The sequence below is a fragment of the Flavobacterium sp. ZE23DGlu08 genome, assembly GCF_030505335.1.
GTDB classification, from domain to species: domain Bacteria; phylum Bacteroidota; class Bacteroidia; order Flavobacteriales; family Flavobacteriaceae; genus Flavobacterium; species Flavobacterium algoritolerans.
Genome location: NZ_CP130045.1, coordinates 2245842 through 2263337, shown reverse-complemented (window position 1 = coordinate 2263337; position 17496 = coordinate 2245842). Strand labels below are relative to the sequence as shown.

Sequence of the window (17496 nt, the reverse complement as noted above, 5' to 3'; positions counted from 1 at the left end):
AAAAGTAGTGTGAAGTAATCTTTTATTTTTTTAAAGAAAAAAATAAAAGGATTTCCACTAGTATCAGGGCTAAAAAGCAAGTGTTAAAAACGAAAAAACATCAAATTAAATTGGCTAATTTTATAGCTTGAAAAATCAATTATTAAAATGAAAAAAATACTGCTTATACCCTTATTAATGATGAGTTTAAATGCTATAGCACAAAATGTAATGACTCCAGAACTACTTTGGAAACTAGGAAGAGTAACTCCTTTAGGTATTTCCAAAGATGGAAAAAATATAGTTTATAAAGTCGCAACTCCTTCTGTTCAAGAAAACAAATCGGAAACAAAATTCTACATTTTACCCGTAAATGGTGGAAATCCAACCGAAGTAAAAGAGACTAAAGATCTATTAAAAGACAAGAACATTTCTCCAGACGGGAAATATATTGTTTACAATGAAGAAGTGAAAATCGAAAATATTCACGGAAAAGATTTTTATCCTGAACTGGAAAAATCAGATGTTCAAATCTACGATGGCTTGAATTATCGCCATTGGGATACTTGGAACGAAGGCAAATACAATCATGTTTTTTACAAAGAAAACAAAGAAGGCGCAGTGGGAATTGACATTCTAAAAGGAGAAAATTTCGACAGTCCACAAAAACCTTTTGGTGGGGATGAAGATTATATTTGGTCACCAGACAGCAAAAGTATCCTTTATGTAAGTAAGAAAAAATCAGGGACCGATTATGCAGTTTCTACCAACACCAATATCTTCGAATACAATCTGGAAACTGGAAAAACTAGCAATCGAACCGAAGAAAATCTCGGATATGATACAGCTCCTCAATTTTCTCCTACAGGAAATTTGACTTGGTTACAAATGAAACGAGACGGTTATGAAGCCGATAAAAACGACCTGATTGTTAGTTTCAAAGGCATGAAAATGAACTTAACGGCGAATTGGGATGGAACAGTCGATCATTTCATTTGGAGCCCTGACGGGAAAAAAATCTATTTTGTGGCGCCAATAGACGGAACAAAACAGTTATTTGAAGTTAATTTTCCGGCTCTGACCAATCCCGAAGCTTCGGGAGCAATCAACGTTCGCCAAATCACCACTGGAGAATTTGATGTCAATGATTTAGTTGGTTTTTCTGGTGACAACATTATTGTAACGAGAACCGACATGAATCATGCGGCGGAAATTTATTCGTATAATTTAAAGAAAAGCACTTGGAAACAATTGTCCAATGTCAATACAGCTACCTATAATTCTTTGGCGTTAAGCAAAACAGAAAGACGATATGTAACGACTACGGATGGTAAAAAAATGTTAGTTTGGGTGGTACTTCCGCCTAATTTTGACGCCACAAAAAAATATCCAACACTTTTATATTGTCAAGGCGGACCACAATCTCCATTGACACAATTTTATTCTTACCGATGGAATTTACAGTTGATGGCTGCCAATGGGTATATTGTTGTTGCTCCAAACCGACGCGGTATGCAAGGTCATGGCGTAGAATGGAATGAGCAAATCAGTAAAGATTGGGGCGGACAAGTAATTGATGATTACCTATCTGCAATTGATGATGTAGCAAAGGAAAAATATGTTGATGCAACACGTTTAGGATGTGTTGGCGCTAGTTACGGCGGATATTCTGTTTTCTATTTAGCTGGAATACACAACAACCGATTCAAAACTTTTATTGCCCATGACGGTATTTTTAATACTCAAAGTATGTATGGAACTACCGAAGAAGTTTTCTTTACTAACTGGGATTTTGGTGGTGCTTATTGGGAAAAAGACAATGCTGTTGCGCAAAAAGCTTACACAACATTCAATCCAATGACGCTGGTACAAAAATGGAATACACCTATTTTAATTATTCAAGGCGGAAAAGATTTTCGTGTACCAACTGGACAAGGACAAGAAGCTTTTCAAGCGGCACAACTACGAGGAGTAAAAAGTAGATTCTTGTATTTCCCAGAAGAAAATCATTGGGTATTAAAACCTCAGAATGCTCAGGTTTGGCAAAGTGAATTTTTCAAATGGTTGAAAGAAACTTTGTAGATTTATATATCGATGAAAAACAAAAAACCTCACTTTTCAGTGAGGTTTTTTTATATTTTGAATATTTTACTATTCTGGATCGTTCATTTTGAAAGTATCCATAAATGCAGTTGTGTACTCTCCTGCTATGTAACGAGGATCGTCCATCAATTGTCTATGAAACGGAATTGTCGTTTTTATTCCTTCGATTACAAATTCATCCAAGGCTCTTCTCATTTTACTAATAGCTTCCTCACGAGATTGAGCAGTAGTAATAAGTTTTGCAATCATTGAATCGTAATTTGGCGGAATAGTATAGCCTGAATACACATGAGTATCTAAACGAACTCCATGTCCACCCGGCATATGTAATGTTGTGATTTTCCCCGGAGACGGACGGAAATCATTATAAGGATCTTCTGCATTAATTCTGCATTCGATCGCGTGTAATTGTGGCAAGTAATTTTTACCCGAAATAGGTATTCCAGCAGCAACCATAATTTGCTCACGGATTAAGTCATAATCAATAACCTGCTCTGTAATTGGGTGCTCTACTTGAATACGGGTATTCATTTCCATAAAGTAGAAATTACGGTGTTTATCCACCAAAAATTCTACTGTTCCAGCACCTTCATATTTAATGTATTCGGCTGCTTTTACAGCTGCTTCACCCATTTTTGCACGCAACTCATCTGTCATAAATGGAGATGGAGTCTCTTCGGTTAATTTTTGATGACGTCTTTGAACGGAACAATCTCTTTCAGAAAGATGACAGGCTTTTCCGTAAGAATCGCCTACTACTTGAATTTCAATGTGGCGTGGCTCTTCGATTAATTTCTCAAGATACATTCCGTCATTTCCAAAAGCTGCCGCAGATTCCTGACGTGCACCTTCCCAAGCTTTCAACAATTCATCTTCTTTCCAAACGGCTCTCATTCCTTTTCCACCACCACCAGCAGTTGCTTTAAGCATTACTGGGTAGCCAAAATCTCTTGATAATTGTAAGGCTTGCTCATACGATTCTAAAATTCCTACTGAACCTGGAACACAAGGAACACCTGCTTCAATCATCGTAGCTTTTGCGGAAGCTTTATCTCCCATTCTATCAATCATTTCTGGAGAGGCTCCAATGAATTTGATACCATGCTCTTGACAAATTTTAGAAAATTTAGAATTTTCAGAAAGGAATCCGTATCCTGGGTGTATTGCATCTGCATTTGTAATTTCGGCAGCGGCAATAATATTTGACATTTTTAAATAGGACAAGTTGCTTGGAGGTGGTCCAATACAAACCGCTTCATCAGCAAACTTTACATGTAGACTTTCGGCATCAGCAGTAGAATAAACGGCTACTGTTTTTATACCCATTTCCTTGCATGTTCTAATTACGCGTAACGCAATTTCCCCTCTATTGGCAATCAATATTTTTTTAAACATCTTTATTTGAAATTTTAAATGTTGAATTTTAAATTTTAAATTACTTCAAATAACGAAAACTCATCATTCAAAATTTATAATTTATAATTTATAATTTCTTATGATGGATCTACTAAGAACAACGGTTGGTCAAATTCTACTGGAGACATATCGTCAACCAATATTTTTACAATTTTACCAGAAACTTCAGATTCAATTTCATTAAATAATTTCATGGCTTCAATTACACAAAGTACGTCACCTTTAGAAATTGTTTTACCTACTTCAACAAACATTGGTTTATCTGGAGATGGTTTTCTGTAAAAAGTTCCAATAATTGGAGATTTTATGGTGATATAGTGCGCATTTTCTACTACTGGAACTTCTGGAGCTGCTGCAACCGGAGCAATTTGTTGCGGTGCTGCTGCTTGTGGAAGTGTAGCTTGAGCTGGCATTTGTTGAACATACGTGGTCTCAGTTACATTCCCTTCTAAAGTTGTTCTGATGGTAATTTTTACATCATCCATCTCTAATTTAACTTCTGCAACTCCTGAATTTGCTACAAACTTGATTAGATTTTGAATTTCTTTTAAATCCATAATTATTTGTTTTTAGTTTAAATTTATTTTTTATCGTATGCCCATTTTAGATATATAGATCCCCAAGTGAATCCACCTCCAAAAGCAGCCAAAATTATCGTATCTCCTTTTTTGAATAAATGTTCAAAATCATTAAGGACTAATGGTAAAGTCGCAGAAGTTGTGTTTCCGTATTTTTCAATATTCATCAGCACTTTAGAATCTTCTAAATTCATTCTATTTGCTGTTGCATCGATAATACGTTTATTGGCTTGATGAGGAACTAACCAATCAACATTTTCATTGGTTAAATTATTTCTTTTCAGAATTAATTCACTTGAATCAGCCATGTTAGTTACAGCATATTTAAATACTGTTTTTCCGTCTTGAATAATATTGTGTTTATTATCTCTTACCGTTTCGTAAGAGGCAGGAAGTAGAGAACCACCGGCATCAATTTTCAAAAAATCTCTTCCGATTCCATCACTGCGTAAGTATTCGTCTTGCAATCCTAATCCTTCATAATTAGGTTCAAACAATACTGCTCCAGCTCCGTCTCCAAAAATGATACAAGTTGATCTATCTGTATAATCTACGATAGAAGACATTTTATCAGCACCAATTAATAGCACTTTCTTGTATCTTCCGGACTGTATGTAAGCTGCTGCAGTTGACATCCCAAATAAGAAACTGGAACATGCAGCTTGCAAATCATATGCAAAAGCATTTAAAGCTCCTATTTCGGTTGCTACATATACACCTGTTGAAGCAACTGGCATATCTGGCGTTGCAGTTGCCATTATCAACAAGTCTATTTCTAGAGGGTCGATATTGGCTTTAGCTAATAAATCTTGTGCAGCTTTTATTGCTAAAAAAGAAGTTCCTTTACCCTCTTCTTTGAGGATTCTTCTTTCCTTTATTCCTGTACGAGAGGTTATCCACTCGTCATTGGTGTCAACCATGGTCTCAAGAGCTTTGTTAGTTAAAACAAAGTCTGGAACATAGGCTCCAACAGCGGTTATTGCGGCTGTAATTGTATTCATTGTATGCGATTATTTTTTGTCAAATGTTGCCATTTGAAAAATTTTTAAAAGACTTGAAAATTACAAAAAAAATTCCATTCTCATTTGATTTGGAACTTCTTATTTAATGAAAATTATAAACAACAAAAAAACTCTCACGATGTGAGAGTTCGAATATCATTTACAAAAATGTATTAAGCAACAGCTACAGATTTATCTATAACAACTTGCCCTCTGTAATACATTTTACCTTCGTGCCAGTAAGCTCTATGGTATAAATGCGCTTCTCCTGTAATAGGACAAGTAGCAATCTGTGCTACAGTAGCTTTGTAATGTGTTCTTCTTTTATCTCTTCTTGTTTTGGAGATTTTTCTCTTAGGATGCGCCATTTTACTATATTATTTATCCGTTAATAGTTGCTTTAATTTGTCCCAACGCGGGTCAATATTTTCTTCTTGTTTATTCTCTTTTTTTCTTCTTTTACTATCAGTTCATTAAGTTTAGTCAAAGCTTCGGTTTTTAAACTTCCATCTTTAACTCCTGGATGAACTCGTCTTAGAGGCACTGACAACACTATCATTTCATAGATATATTGTGCAATATCTACTTCAAACTCTCCATGAGGTAAAATCAACAATTCTTCATTGTCATTATTATATTCCTCGCCAAAACGAACTATTAATTTCATTTTGCCTTTAACCGGTAAGTCAAAATCTTCGCTTGTCAAATCACAAGGTACATTTACGACTCCTTTATGCTTAAAACTTAACTCTAACAGCGTACTTTTTTTCTCTAAAACTACATTTACTTTGATATTTGAATCTTGATATTCATTATAATCAAAGATTTCAAAGAACGAATTATTTATTTGATACTCAAAATGATGTTTTCCTAGCTTTAATCCTATAAAAGGTATTAAAAAATCTTTTGTCTTCTTCATTTCAACAACAATTTGACCCTAAACTTCGGGAGTGCAAAGATATAAAATTATTGCAAATCTAATAATGTTATTCACTTTTTTTTGTTCACAACTGTTTTTCTTTTGTTTTCAATGGCTTCACACTGATTTCGGCATATTGATTTCTCGAATGATAAATATCAATTGCAAGATATACAGCCTCTTTGAATGAGTTAAAATCAGCCACTCCTTTTCCAGCAATATCGTATGCAGTACCATGATCCGGCGAGGTTCTTATTTTATTCAAACCCGCAGTATAATTCACGCCATTACCAAAAGATAATGTTTTAAAAGGAATTAATCCTTGATCGTGATAGGCCGCTATAATAGCATCATACTTCTCATATTGACTACTTCCAAAAAAACCATCCGCAGCAAAAGGACCAAAAACCAAGGTTCCTTTGTCAAATATCTTTTTCAATGTTGGCTTTATAACCAAATCATCTTCGGTACCAATAACACCTCCATCACCACAATGCGGATTCAATCCCAAAACAGCTATCTTAGGCTTATTAATACTAAAATCCTGTATCAATGATTGCTTTACCGTTTCGATTTTTCTTTTAATCAATTCTTCCGTAAGATGAGAAGCCACTTCACTTAACGGAATATGATCCGTCAAGAGCCCTACTCTTAAATTATCCTGAACCATCAACATAAGTGCATTTCCCTCAAGCTCTTGGTCTAAATAATCCGTATGCCCAGGAAATTTAAAATCCTCTGACTGGATATTATACTTATTTATAGGCGCAGTAACCAATACATCTACAAGACCATCCTTTAAAGCTTTGGTAGCCGCAACAAATGATTTTATAGCATATTCACCTGCCTTAGGATCATTTACTCCAAGATTCAAATCAACTCCTTCTCTCCAAACATTTAAAACATTAATCTTTCCAGGAACAATTTGATCCAGTTTATCAATTCCATGTAATAAAGAAGCCGATTGAAAACTTTTCTTTACAAAAGACAACAACTTAACATTAGCAAAGATAACAGGAGTACACAACTCTAACATACGAGAATCCTCGAATGTTTTTAAAACAACTTCGCTTCCAATACCGTTTAAATCTCCTATAGAAATCCCAACGATTATATTTTCTGCTTTTTTCATCATGACCTAACGTTATTTATTGCTAATTTTGAAGTGCAAATTTAGTAAAATAAAACAAGAAATGTTTACAGGAATCATAGAAACCCTTGGCACCATCCAAGAAATAAAAAAAGAGAACAGTAATGTTCACATAACGATGAATTCATCGATTACGAGCGAACTACAAATTGACCAAAGCGTTGCTCATAACGGAATTTGCCTTACTGTTGTCGCTATCAATGATACTTTCTATACCGTGACCGCCATAGACGAAACGATAAAAAAAACAAATCTAGCGGATTGGAAAGTTGGAGACAGCGTTAACTTAGAAAGAGCAATGAAACTTGGCGACAGACTTGACGGACACATTGTTCAAGGACACGTAGACCAAACGGGAACCTGCACTACTGCAGAACAAACCGATGGTAGCTGGCTTTACACCTTTGAATACGACGAAAAATTAAACAACATTACCATCGAAAAAGGTTCAATTACCGTAAATGGTGTAAGCTTAACCGTGGTGAATTCTAAAAAAAATGAATTTAGCGTAGCCATAATCCCTTACACGTATGAGCACACTAATTTCAAAACCTTTGAAGTTGGCACAAAAATAAATCTTGAATTCGATGTAATTGGCAAATACGTTTCCAGACTATACGCTAACAAATAACTCGTAACCATACTAAAAACAAAAACCCCAATTTAAATTGGGGTTTTTGTTTTTAATATATTGGTGTAAATGATATAAATTCCAAATAATAATGAAATTGCAATTATTATAACACTATTTTCATCAATAGACAATCCAGGTGGTGGTGGCGGTTTTTTAGCCGTCGGCGCAGGAGGACCAGAACCTCCAGGGCCAGCAAAAACATCCATAATCCCAAAAAGGAAAATGATTAAAAAATAAAATTTGTTTGACTCAATTTTCATCGGCTTCAAAAATAGTAAATTTACTGAAATAAAAAAATCTATAAAATCACAAATAAGAAAGTCTTATCCCTAACATCATAACAAAGATACGTGTTTTAGTCCAACTTGGTTTTTAGTAAAAAAGAAAACCCTTTAAAACAAATGTTTTAAAGGGTTTTGTGGTCCCACCTGGGCTCGAACCAGGGACCACCTGATTATGAGTCAGGTGCTCTAACCAGCTGAGCTATAGGACCGGTTAAGAGTGTGCAATATTACTACTATTTTTCATTTGCTCCAAATATTTTTGACTTAGATTTTAATATAGTTCAATTATTAACTTATTTCAAACAGAAACCAACTGAATATTAGAATACTACTCATTTATATGGACTTAAATTATTTTATTTCCTGACACAATTCAATCAAAACACCATTAGTGCTTTTTGGGTGCAAAAATGCAACTAACTTATTATCAGCTCCTTTTTTAGGAATTTCATTCAAGACTACAAACCCTTCCTTTTTCAAACGCGCTATTTCTGAAACAATATCTTCAACATCAAAAGCAATATGATGAATCCCTTCTCCTTTTTTTTCTATAAACTTGGCAATGGGACTTTCTGGATTGGTTGCAGCAAGGAGTTCAATTTTATTGGGTCCGTTCATAAAAAAAGAAGTTGTCACCCCTTCGGTTTCTACATCTTCAAATTTATAAGCCGGAGCACCGAAGAGCTTTTCGAAAACTAAATTTGATACTTCTAAATCTTTAACAGCAATCCCTATATGTTCTATTTTTCTCATTATTTATACTATCAATTCAACGTTGGTTTTAAATTTAAGCAGTAAGCCAGCCGTAACAAAACTTATTTGATGTAAAATTAAACATTAAAAACAAAAAAAGGGAAGCATTCTAAAAAGTAAGCGGAATTAAATCGCTCATAATAATTCTATAAAAAATTTCGATTGCATGAATTATAATTGTTATTTTGTAGATTCTAATTATGATTTGATATGTTGAAAAACAATTTAAAATACTCCTTCTTTTTATTGCTTTTAATTATTGTTGGATGCGCAAAAAGAGGCTCCATCACTGGCGGTTTGAAAGATACCATTGCCCCTGTTTTAAAAGTAAGTTTTCCTGAAAATTTCAACAAAAATTTCAAAGGAAACGAGATCAAACTAGTTTTTGACGAGAACATTAAACTCAAAAATCTTAACAAGCAATTGATTATTTCACCACCAATGAAATACGAACCGTCAATTCTGCCTACCACTCCAAGCAAAACGATTACTATAAAAATCAAAGATACATTACAGCCTAATACCACTTACAGCTTTAATTTTGGCCAAAGTATCGCTGACAATAACGAAGGAAATCCGTTAAATCAATTCAAATATGTGTTTTCAACTGGCGATTATATTGACTCTTTAAGCCTTGGCGGAACTGTAAAAAGCGCTTATGATAAAGAAGTAGAATCATTCGTTTCGGTTATGCTTTATGACGTGAATGATACTTTTAAAGATTCAGTAGTCTATAATGAGAACCCAAGATATGTGACCAATACTTTAGACAGCTTGAAGACCTTTCGTTTTGAGAATCTAAAAGCCGGAAAGTATCTTCTTGTGGCTATGAAAGACTACAACAGCAACAACAAATACAATCCAAAAACGGATAAAATTGGATTCAGCAAAGCGTTTATCACTATTCCAAACGACACCCTTTACGAGTTAGAATTATTCAAGGAAATATTGCCTTTCAAAACGTTCAAACCAACTCAAGCATCTGGAAACAGATTGTTTTTAGGATATGAAGGCGTTGTAAATTCTGCTGCTGCCCGACCAAAATTAATCTTAAAAAACAACACGGAAGTCCTTTCCAATATCATTACTAAATTACCAAAAAAGGATTCCCTTCAAGTTTGGTACAAACCCATCAAAGTAGATTCGCTAAATTTGGCTGTAGCCAAAGACAAATACGAAGCCAATTTCACCTTTAAAATAAAAGACCAGAAAAAAGACACTTTGAGTATTTCTGCCTTACAAATCGGGAACTTAAAATCCCGAGAGCGTTTTACTTTAGAAAGCTCAACTCCATTAATTCGCATTGAGAATTCTAAAATAAATTTAATCAATAATGCAAAAACCGCAGTGCCTTTTACCACTGAATATGACGAATTTAATCAAAAATTGTATTTTGACTTTAAAAAGGAACCCTCAGAAAATTACACTTTTGAAATTTTGCCTGGAGCGTTAACTGATTTTTTCGAAAAATCGAATGATACGTTGACCTATAAACTAAATACGAGAAACAACTCCGATTATGGAAATCTAACAGTGGTATTGGAAAATGTAAAACAATTTCCTGTCATTGTAGAACTGACGAATCTAAAAGGCGATGTTTTAGCGACTGAATACAGCGAAAAAAACACCACATTAGAATTTAATTTAATCGAACCTGCGCTTTATACATTACGTGCTATTTATGACACCAATAAAAATAAGGAATGGGATTCCGGTAATTTTTTAGAAAAACGCCAAGCCGAAGAAGTGATTTATTTTTCCAAGGAAATTGATGTTCGTGCTAATTGGGATGTAAATCAAGTTTTTGATTTGAGCATTCCTTACATTCCTGAACCTAAAAAGAAAACAGACAAGAAAACCGATAAGCGAAACTAAAATTACCTGTTTTTTATTTCAAAAGCATCTCTGTCGTTCAAAAAACCTAATTTTTGTCTAGTTTCCAGCATTTTTTCTTTGTCTAAAACCACTGAAAATAAACCTTCAGATTCTTCTGGTGCCAAGACATAGTTTCCAAGAAAATCGACTGCTTGCGAGTGACCAATATATTCATAATCATTCGCATCAGTTCCTATTCTATTCACACCAATCGCATAACTCATGTTCTCTATCGCTCGGGCTTTCAATAAAGCATCCCAAGCATTCGTTCTGATTTTTGGCCAACTTGCCACATAAATCAACACGTCATAATCCTCTGAATTTCTTGAAAAAGCAGGAAATCGTAAATCATAACAAATCAATGGGCAAATTTTCCAACCCAAATAATCCACCACTATTTTTTGGTCCCCACTTGTATAGACTTTGTCTTCGCCAGCCAAAGTAAACAAATGCCTTTTATCATAAAATTGCATTTCTCCGGAAGGAAATACAAACACTAATCGATTGTAGAAATTTCCGTTTTCCACTATAACTAAGCTTCCTGTAATGGCACAGTTTCTGGCTTTCGCCAATCCTTTAAGCCAAGTTATTGTTTCCCCTTCCATTGTTTCAGCTACATTTTCAGGACTCATTGTAAAACCGCTCGTAAACATTTCCGGTAATACAATTAAATCAACTGCCGAAGCAATTTCATTTATTTTGGTCTCAAAATAATCGCGATTTAACTTTGGATTCTCCCAAATTAAAGGAGCTTGGATAAGGATGACTTGCATTGTTTTATTTTTTATAAAAATAAGAAATATCACAATACCATAAGTTCATTATATTAGCAAAAAACAACTTTATGAAAAAAATACTTCTTGTCTGCTCACTGTTATGTTCTATTCTGATTTTTGGACAAGAAAAATCAGGAGCTAAACAATTTTGGGAAAATTTACAAAAACAATGCGGCAAATCATTTGAAGGTGAAGTAAAAGAAGGCGCTGCCAATGACACTTTTCGAGATAAAAAACTAATAATGCACATTCGCAATTGTGACGAAAACACGATTCGGATTCCGTTTTTTGTAGGAGAGGATAAATCCAGAACTTGGGTATTATCATACAAAAATGACCGTATTCAATTGAAACACGACCACCGCCACGAAGATGGTTCCGAGGATAAAGTCACACAATACGGCGGAACAACTTCTAATTCTGGTTCATCTACACTTCAGTTTTTCCCCGCAGATCAACAAACTTGTGATTTAATCCCAAATGCCGCTGCAAATGTCTGGTGGATTACTTTAGACGAAACTTCTTTTACTTATAACCTAAGACGTATCGGTTCAGACCGATTGTTTACCGTAAAATTTGACATTACAAAAACAGTTCCAACACCTTCCGCACCTTGGGGATGGAAAGACTAAAAAAATGCTGAAACCTAACATTTAGTCATAAAAAAACGCATTCAACTTAATGAATGCGTTTTTTTTTTAATCTTTCGGCCTTAGAGTTTGGACCTTAAGACTAGCTTATTATCCTTTCAAACTTGCTGACATATACTCTCTGTTCATACGAGCAATATTTTCAAGAGAAATTCCTTTTGGACATTCTACTTCACAAGCTCCAGTATTGGTACAGTTACCAAAACCTTCGGCATCCATTTGACTAACCATATTTAAAACCCTGTCGGTAGCTTCAATTCGTCCTTGTGGTAATAAAGCATATTGAGATACTTTTGCAGCAACAAATAACATTGCCGATGAGTTTTTACAACTCGCTACACAAGCTCCACAACCGATACAAGCAGCTGAATCAAAAGCAGTATCAGCATCTTTCTTGTTAATTGGAATTGTGTTTGCATCAATTGTATTTCCAGATGTATTTACAGATATAAATCCTCCCGCATGTTGAATTCTGTCAAAAGAACTTCTGTCAACAACTAAATCTTTAATTACAGGAAAAGCTTTAGCTCTGAATGGCTCGATAAAAATAGTATCACCATCCTTGAACATTCTCATGTGCAATTGACACGTTGTAACACCTCTGTCCGGTCCGTGAGCTTCACCATTGATGTACAAAGAACACATTCCGCAAATTCCTTCGCGACAATCGTGATCAAATGCAACTGGCTCATCCCCTTTCATGATTAGTTCGTCATTCAAAATGTCAAGCATTTCAAGAAACGACATGTCTGGTTCAATATGATCTATCGGATATTCAACTATTTTTCCTTCTGCAGCGGCATTTTTCTGACGCCATATTTTTAATGTAAGTTTCATATTTTTAGTTTGAAAATCATAAAGTCGAAAGTCGAAAGTCGATTGACATTGAGCCATTTGACTTTTAGACGTTAGACAATAGACTATTATTTATAACTTCTTTGAACTAATTTCACGTTATCAAATACCAACGGCTCTTTATGCAAAACAGCTTCACTTGGTTTTCCTGTGTATTCCCATGCTGCCACGTAAGCGAAATTTTCATCGTCACGTTGCGCTTCACCTTCTTCGGTTTGGTATTCTTCACGGAAATGTCCTCCACAAGATTCGTTACGATGTAAGGCATCTTTAGCGAACAATTCACCCAATTCAAGGAAATCGGCAACACGAGTCGCTTTTTCCAATTCTTGATTGAAACCTTTATCCGTTCCAGGAACTTTAACATCTTTGTAAAACTCTTCACGTAAAGCAGCAATTTCTACAATTGCTTCATTAAGTCCTTTTTCATTACGAGCCATTCCAACTTTGTCCCACATAATTTTTCCTAATTTCTTATGAAAATAGTCAACTGAATGTGTTCCGTTATTGTTCATGAATTTATCAATCTGGTCTTTAACCGCTTTCTCAGCAGCTACGAACTCAGGTAAATCTGTAGAAATTGTTCCCATTTTAATATCTGGAGCTAAATAATCACCTATTGTATAAGGCAATACAAAATAGCCATCAGCTAAACCTTGCATCAAAGCCGAAGCTCCTAAACGGTTAGCTCCGTGATCTGAGAAGTTTGATTCCCCAATAGAGAAACAACCCGGAATTGTAGTTTGTAAGTTATAATCAACCCAAGTACCTCCCATTGTATAATGTACCGCAGGGTAAATCATCATTGGAGAAGTATAAGGATCCTCATCTACAATTTTATAATACATTTGGAACAAGTTCCCGTATTTACTTTTTACAAGTTCAGTACCTAATTTAGTTACTAATTTAGTGTCCTTAGTATCCAATCCTTTTACATAAGCTTGCTCATTTCCGTAACGTTGAATAGCTGCGGCAAAATCCAAATAAACTGCTTCTCCTGTTTTGTTTACTCCAAAACCAGCATCACATCTTTCTTTGGCAGCACGAGAAGCTACATCACGAGGCACTAAGTTACCAAAAGCAGGATACCTTCTTTCTAAGAAATAATCTCTTTCCGCTTCTGATAAATCGGTTGCTTTTTTCTTTCCTTCACGAATAGCTTGCGCATCTTCTAATTTTGCAGGAACCCAGATACGCCCATCATTACGCAATGATTCTGACATTAATGTCAATTTCGATTGGTGTTCTCCAGAGACTGGAATACAAGTTGGGTGAATTTGTGTGTAGCAAGGATTTGCGAAGAAAGCCCCTTTTTTGTGGATTTTCCAAGCTGCAGTAGCATTAGATCCCATTGCATTGGTTGACAAGAAGAAAACGTTTCCGTATCCTCCAGAAGCAATAACAACAGCATGAGCAGAGTGTCTTTCTATTTCTCCGGTAACTAAGTTACGAGCGATAATTCCTCTTGCTTTTCCGTTTACGACTACTAAATCCAACATTTCGTGACGGTTGTACATTTTTACTTTTCCACGACCTATTTGACGGTTCATTGCTGAGTAAGCACCCAAAAGCAATTGTTGGCCTGTTTGTCCCTGTGCATAAAAAGTACGAGAAACCAAAGTTCCTCCAAAAGAACGATTGTCTAACAATCCTCCATATTCACGAGCCAATGGAACACCTTGTGCCACACATTGGTCAATAATATTAGACGAAACTTCAGCCAAACGGTGTACGTTAGCCTCACGAGCACGGTAATCTCCACCTTTTACAGTATCATAAAACAATCTGTGAACAGAGTCTCCGTCTCCTTTATAATTTTTTGCAGCGTTAATTCCCCCTTGTGCAGCAATTGAGTGTGCACGACGTGGTGAATCTTGAAAGCAAAAAGCTTTTACGTTATATCCTAATTCTGCTAAAGTTGCAGCAGCAGAACCTCCAGCAAGACCTGTACCAACTATAATTACATCTAAATTACGTTTGTTAGCAGGGTTTACTAAATTAATATGATCTTTATAATTTGTCCATTTGTCCGCAATTGGACCATTCGGAATTTTTGAATCTAATGCCATTATAATTGAATATTAATGATTGAAATGATGAAAAAGCGCAATAAAAATAAATCCGAAAGGAACCACATAAGCAAATCCTAATCCGAAATTTTTCAATCCTTTAGAATATTTATTATTAAATCCTACTGATTGAAAAGAAGAACTAAATCCATGGTTTAAGTGTACCGCTAACAATACAAAAGACAAGATATACAATCCTGTACGAACTGGACTTTCAAATTTGGCCACTAGCTCATGAAAATACCTTGTTTCATCCAATGGACTAACATCTACATATTTGTACACCATTTCAGGAACCCAAAAATCGTAAAAATGCAATGCCAAAAATGCTAAAATAACTGAACCGGAAATAATCATGTTTCTTGATGCCCAAGAAGAATTTGCCGCTCCGTTGTTCTTTGCATATGCAATTGGTCTGGCACTTCTGTTTTTGAAATCCAAAACAAAACCCATGATAAAGTGAAAAACCACTCCTACAATCAAAATAGGTTGTATTACGAATTGAACTAATGGATTATTTCCCATAAAATGAGAAATCGAATTAAAAGTATCGGAACTAAAAACCGATGTCATATTGATAAAAAAATGCTGTGCTAGAAACAACATCAAAAAAAGTCCTGAAAGTGCCATAGCTACTTTTTTTGCTATTGACGATTTCAATAATGCAGATTTTGCCATAAGATTTATATAATTTGTTTTAAAAAATTCTACAAAAATAAAGCAATTAGACAGTAACTACAACCTTTTCGCTGTTATTTATAATGATTTTAAAGTGTTTTACACAAAATATCAAGAAATCCTTAAATATCAAACATAAATCCAAAAACAGCCCGAAAAACAGTTAAACAAAAAAGAAAAAAATCTTAAATAATACGCCACGAAATTGACCGAAAACCAGTCCTCAAACAGCTCGAAATTACTAATTCAATAATTTTTATTGTTCTTTATTTCCAAATCAATAAAAACACCCAGCACGATGATTTTATGTCCCTAAAATAATTGTATCGAGACAATGCGTTTTTAACTTTACACGTTAAAAATTGAAGAATGAAAACAGGAATTGACGCCATCTCTTTTGATGTTGCAAAAATACATTTACCTATAAACACTTTGGCAAAAGCCAGAAATATCGAACCCGAAAAACTAGAAAAAGGACTGGGTTTAATCAAAATGACATTGCCGGACACACATCAAGATACAGTTGTTTTTGGCGCCAATGCATTAACAAAATTAATCTCAGACAACAACATCAACCTCAATGAAATCACCCGAATTTATATAGGAACAGAAAGCGCTATTGACAGCTCAAAACCAATAAGCTCATTTTTGATTGCATTGATGGAACAAAAATTTGGAGAAGACACTTTATCAGAATGCGATGTGGTTGATTTTACATTTGCCTGTATTGGCGGAGTTGATGCCATGCAAAACTGTATTGATTTTATACAATTGAATCCAACAAAAAAAGCAATTGTTGTCACAACTGATTTTGCAAAATACGATTTAAACTCTACCGGAGAATACACGCAAGGCGCCGGAGCTTTGGCAATGTTGATTACTGCAAATCCAAGAATCATTGCTTTCGAAAACAATTGGGCAACCAGCACAAAAGGAGTTTTTGACTTTTTCAAACCGTACCGAACGATTTCGAAAACAGCAATTACTGGAAATTCAACTAACGAACCATGGTTTGAAAACTTAGAAAGTGAAGTTGAAATTCACAAAGACCAACCTGTTTTTGACGGACAATATTCGAATCAATGTTACATGGACAGAACCAGAGATGCGTATTTTTCATTCAAAAAATTAAAAAACACCACCGAAACTGTTTACGATTCCTGGAAAAGCATCGTCATGCATTTGCCTTATGCTTTTCAGGGACGCCGAATGCTATCTGAAATATATGCTTTGGACGCATCCAATACAATTGTTTCCGGTGATGAAGACGCATCAGAATACCAAAATAAACTAAAAGAAATTAGTAAATCAGAAGCCTACAAGGAATTTGTAAACGAAAAATTAATGCCCGCAGAAATTGCTTCTTCATTAATTGGAAATTTATACACAGGTTCTATTTTCATGGGATTACTATCAACTTTGGCTCATTTTTACGATACTGAAAAAGAAATAAGCGGCAGTAAATTTGGCTTTCTGGCCTACGGAAGTGGTTCAAAATCGAAAGTTTTTGAAGGAACGATTCAACCGGACTGGAAATTAGCAATTGCTGGTGTCAATCTTTTTGAAACAATAGAAAAAAGCTTCGAAATTGATTTTGACACCTACAACAAACTACATAAAAAGGAGCAAAAAACCAGCATTCAAACGCCTAAAAACGAATGGACTTTGGACCGAATTGAAAATGAAATTCCAAATTTAATTGGCGCTCGTTATTACAAATGGGTTGATTAATTTTTACTTAAACAAAAAAGCACCGATAATTCATAGTTGAACTTT

Annotated in this window: 16 protein-coding genes, 1 tRNA gene and 1 pseudogene; 5 read left to right on the top strand and 13 right to left on the bottom strand. The window is 34.9% G+C overall.

Annotated elements, in window-relative coordinates:
* Positions 1-147: 147 nt before the first annotated feature.
* Positions 148-2061 carry a S9 family peptidase gene (locus tag Q1W72_RS09835; RefSeq protein WP_302135005.1) on the top strand — a complete coding sequence of 638 codons (1914 nt, stop codon included), beginning with the start codon at positions 148-150 and terminating at the stop codon, positions 2059-2061.
* 69 nt (positions 2062-2130) lie between these two features.
* Here the strand turns inward: Q1W72_RS09835 and accC are convergent, their stop codons facing one another.
* From accC to pdxA, 6 genes and pseudogenes are all read right to left on the bottom strand, one after another.
* A complete protein-coding gene (gene accC, locus Q1W72_RS09830) occupies positions 2131-3477 on the bottom strand; it encodes an acetyl-CoA carboxylase biotin carboxylase subunit (protein WP_099714178.1) in 1347 nt (448 codons plus the stop codon).
* A gap of 98 nt (positions 3478-3575) precedes the next feature.
* Positions 3576-4055, bottom strand: coding sequence for an acetyl-CoA carboxylase biotin carboxyl carrier protein (accB, locus tag Q1W72_RS09825; protein WP_099714177.1), 480 nt, complete (start codon positions 4053-4055; stop codon positions 3576-3578).
* Positions 4056-4078: 23 nt separating this feature from the next.
* A complete protein-coding gene (locus Q1W72_RS09820; protein WP_099714176.1) occupies positions 4079-5077 on the bottom strand; it encodes a beta-ketoacyl-ACP synthase III in 999 nt (332 codons plus the stop codon).
* Positions 5078-5250: 173 nt separating this feature from the next.
* Positions 5251-5445, bottom strand: coding sequence for a 50S ribosomal protein L32 (gene rpmF, locus Q1W72_RS09815; protein WP_007137315.1), 195 nt, complete (start codon positions 5443-5445; stop codon positions 5251-5253).
* A gap of 9 nt (positions 5446-5454) precedes the next feature.
* A pseudogene (locus Q1W72_RS09810) lies at positions 5455-5996 on the bottom strand (DUF177 domain-containing protein).
* Positions 5997-6081: 85 nt separating this feature from the next.
* The gene (pdxA, locus tag Q1W72_RS09805; protein ID WP_099714174.1) at positions 6082-7131 is read right to left on the bottom strand and encodes a 4-hydroxythreonine-4-phosphate dehydrogenase PdxA; all 1050 of its coding nucleotides are present in this window, start codon (positions 7129-7131) and stop codon (positions 6082-6084) included.
* A gap of 58 nt (positions 7132-7189) precedes the next feature.
* Between pdxA and Q1W72_RS09800 the strand changes: the two genes are divergently transcribed.
* Positions 7190-7777: a riboflavin synthase gene (locus Q1W72_RS09800; protein ID WP_099714173.1), complete on the top strand. Its 588-nt coding sequence runs from the start codon at positions 7190-7192 to the stop codon at positions 7775-7777.
* Between the two features lie 32 nt (positions 7778-7809).
* On the opposite strand, the gene Q1W72_RS09795 is transcribed toward Q1W72_RS09800, so the two are convergent.
* The 3 genes from Q1W72_RS09795 to mce form a co-directional block, all read right to left on the bottom strand.
* Positions 7810-8049, bottom strand: coding sequence for a hypothetical protein (locus Q1W72_RS09795; RefSeq protein ID WP_302134983.1), 240 nt, complete (start codon positions 8047-8049; stop codon positions 7810-7812).
* 150 nt (positions 8050-8199) lie between these two features.
* A tRNA-Ile gene (locus tag Q1W72_RS09790) sits at positions 8200-8273 on the bottom strand.
* 142 nt (positions 8274-8415) lie between these two features.
* Positions 8416-8817 (bottom strand): methylmalonyl-CoA epimerase, encoded by a 402-nt coding sequence (mce, locus tag Q1W72_RS09785; RefSeq protein WP_099714171.1) that lies wholly within the window; start codon positions 8815-8817, stop codon positions 8416-8418.
* A gap of 210 nt (positions 8818-9027) precedes the next feature.
* Here mce and Q1W72_RS09780 point away from each other — a divergent pair, with 210 nt between their 5' ends.
* On the top strand, positions 9028-10692 hold the full coding sequence (locus tag Q1W72_RS09780) for an Ig-like domain-containing protein (RefSeq protein ID WP_302134981.1): 1665 nt from the start codon (positions 9028-9030) through the stop codon (positions 10690-10692).
* Positions 10693-10694: 2 nt separating this feature from the next.
* On the opposite strand, the gene Q1W72_RS09775 is transcribed toward Q1W72_RS09780, so the two are convergent.
* On the bottom strand, positions 10695-11465 hold the full coding sequence (locus Q1W72_RS09775) for a nitrilase family protein (protein WP_099714169.1): 771 nt from the start codon (positions 11463-11465) through the stop codon (positions 10695-10697).
* A 71-nt stretch (positions 11466-11536) separates the two neighbouring features.
* Between Q1W72_RS09775 and Q1W72_RS09770 the strand changes: the two genes are divergently transcribed.
* Complete coding sequence (locus Q1W72_RS09770) at positions 11537-12100, top strand: hypothetical protein (protein ID WP_099714168.1); 564 nt, start codon at positions 11537-11539, stop codon at positions 12098-12100.
* Positions 12101-12208: 108 nt separating this feature from the next.
* On the opposite strand, the gene Q1W72_RS09765 is transcribed toward Q1W72_RS09770, so the two are convergent.
* The 3 genes from Q1W72_RS09765 to Q1W72_RS09755 all read right to left on the bottom strand — a co-directional run bounded on the left by Q1W72_RS09765 (position 12209) and on the right by Q1W72_RS09755 (position 15720).
* Positions 12209-12955, bottom strand: a complete 747-nt coding sequence (locus Q1W72_RS09765) for a succinate dehydrogenase/fumarate reductase iron-sulfur subunit (RefSeq protein WP_099714167.1) — start codon at positions 12953-12955, stop codon at positions 12209-12211.
* A gap of 86 nt (positions 12956-13041) precedes the next feature.
* Positions 13042-15042 (bottom strand): fumarate reductase/succinate dehydrogenase flavoprotein subunit, encoded by a 2001-nt coding sequence (locus Q1W72_RS09760; RefSeq protein WP_099714166.1) that lies wholly within the window; start codon positions 15040-15042, stop codon positions 13042-13044.
* A 12-nt stretch (positions 15043-15054) separates the two neighbouring features.
* Entirely contained in the window at positions 15055-15720 is a 666-nt protein-coding gene (locus tag Q1W72_RS09755; RefSeq protein WP_099714165.1) for a succinate dehydrogenase cytochrome b subunit, read from the bottom strand.
* A 369-nt stretch (positions 15721-16089) separates the two neighbouring features.
* Here Q1W72_RS09755 and Q1W72_RS09750 point away from each other — a divergent pair, with 369 nt between their 5' ends.
* Entirely contained in the window at positions 16090-17451 is a 1362-nt protein-coding gene (locus Q1W72_RS09750; protein ID WP_099714164.1) for a hydroxymethylglutaryl-CoA synthase family protein, read from the top strand.
* Positions 17452-17496 lie beyond the last annotated feature (45 nt).

Coding starts and splice junctions, on each gene's coding strand:
- Q1W72_RS09835 (WP_302135005.1), top strand. CDS start 148: ATGAAAAAAATACTGCTTATACCCTTATTAATGATGAGTTTAAATGCT.
- Q1W72_RS09760 (WP_099714166.1), bottom strand. CDS start 15,042: ATGGCATTAGATTCAAAAATTCCGAATGGTCCAATTGCGGACAAATGG.
- Q1W72_RS09750 (WP_099714164.1), top strand. CDS start 16,090: ATGAAAACAGGAATTGACGCCATCTCTTTTGATGTTGCAAAAATACAT.
- Q1W72_RS09755 (WP_099714165.1), bottom strand. CDS start 15,720: ATGGCAAAATCTGCATTATTGAAATCGTCAATAGCAAAAAAAGTAGCT.
- Q1W72_RS09770 (WP_099714168.1), top strand. CDS start 11,537: ATGAAAAAAATACTTCTTGTCTGCTCACTGTTATGTTCTATTCTGATT.
- Q1W72_RS09800 (WP_099714173.1), top strand. CDS start 7,190: ATGTTTACAGGAATCATAGAAACCCTTGGCACCATCCAAGAAATAAAA.
- pdxA (WP_099714174.1), bottom strand. CDS start 7,131: ATGATGAAAAAAGCAGAAAATATAATCGTTGGGATTTCTATAGGAGAT.
- accC (WP_099714178.1), bottom strand. CDS start 3,477: ATGTTTAAAAAAATATTGATTGCCAATAGAGGGGAAATTGCGTTACGC.
- accB (WP_099714177.1), bottom strand. CDS start 4,055: ATGGATTTAAAAGAAATTCAAAATCTAATCAAGTTTGTAGCAAATTCA.
- Q1W72_RS09765 (WP_099714167.1), bottom strand. CDS start 12,955: ATGAAACTTACATTAAAAATATGGCGTCAGAAAAATGCCGCTGCAGAA.
- mce (WP_099714171.1), bottom strand. CDS start 8,817: ATGAGAAAAATAGAACATATAGGGATTGCTGTTAAAGATTTAGAAGTA.
- Q1W72_RS09775 (WP_099714169.1), bottom strand. CDS start 11,465: ATGCAAGTCATCCTTATCCAAGCTCCTTTAATTTGGGAGAATCCAAAG.
- Q1W72_RS09820 (WP_099714176.1), bottom strand. CDS start 5,077: ATGAATACAATTACAGCCGCAATAACCGCTGTTGGAGCCTATGTTCCA.
- rpmF (WP_007137315.1), bottom strand. CDS start 5,445: ATGGCGCATCCTAAGAGAAAAATCTCCAAAACAAGAAGAGATAAAAGA.
- Q1W72_RS09780 (WP_302134981.1), top strand. CDS start 9,028: ATGTTGAAAAACAATTTAAAATACTCCTTCTTTTTATTGCTTTTAATT.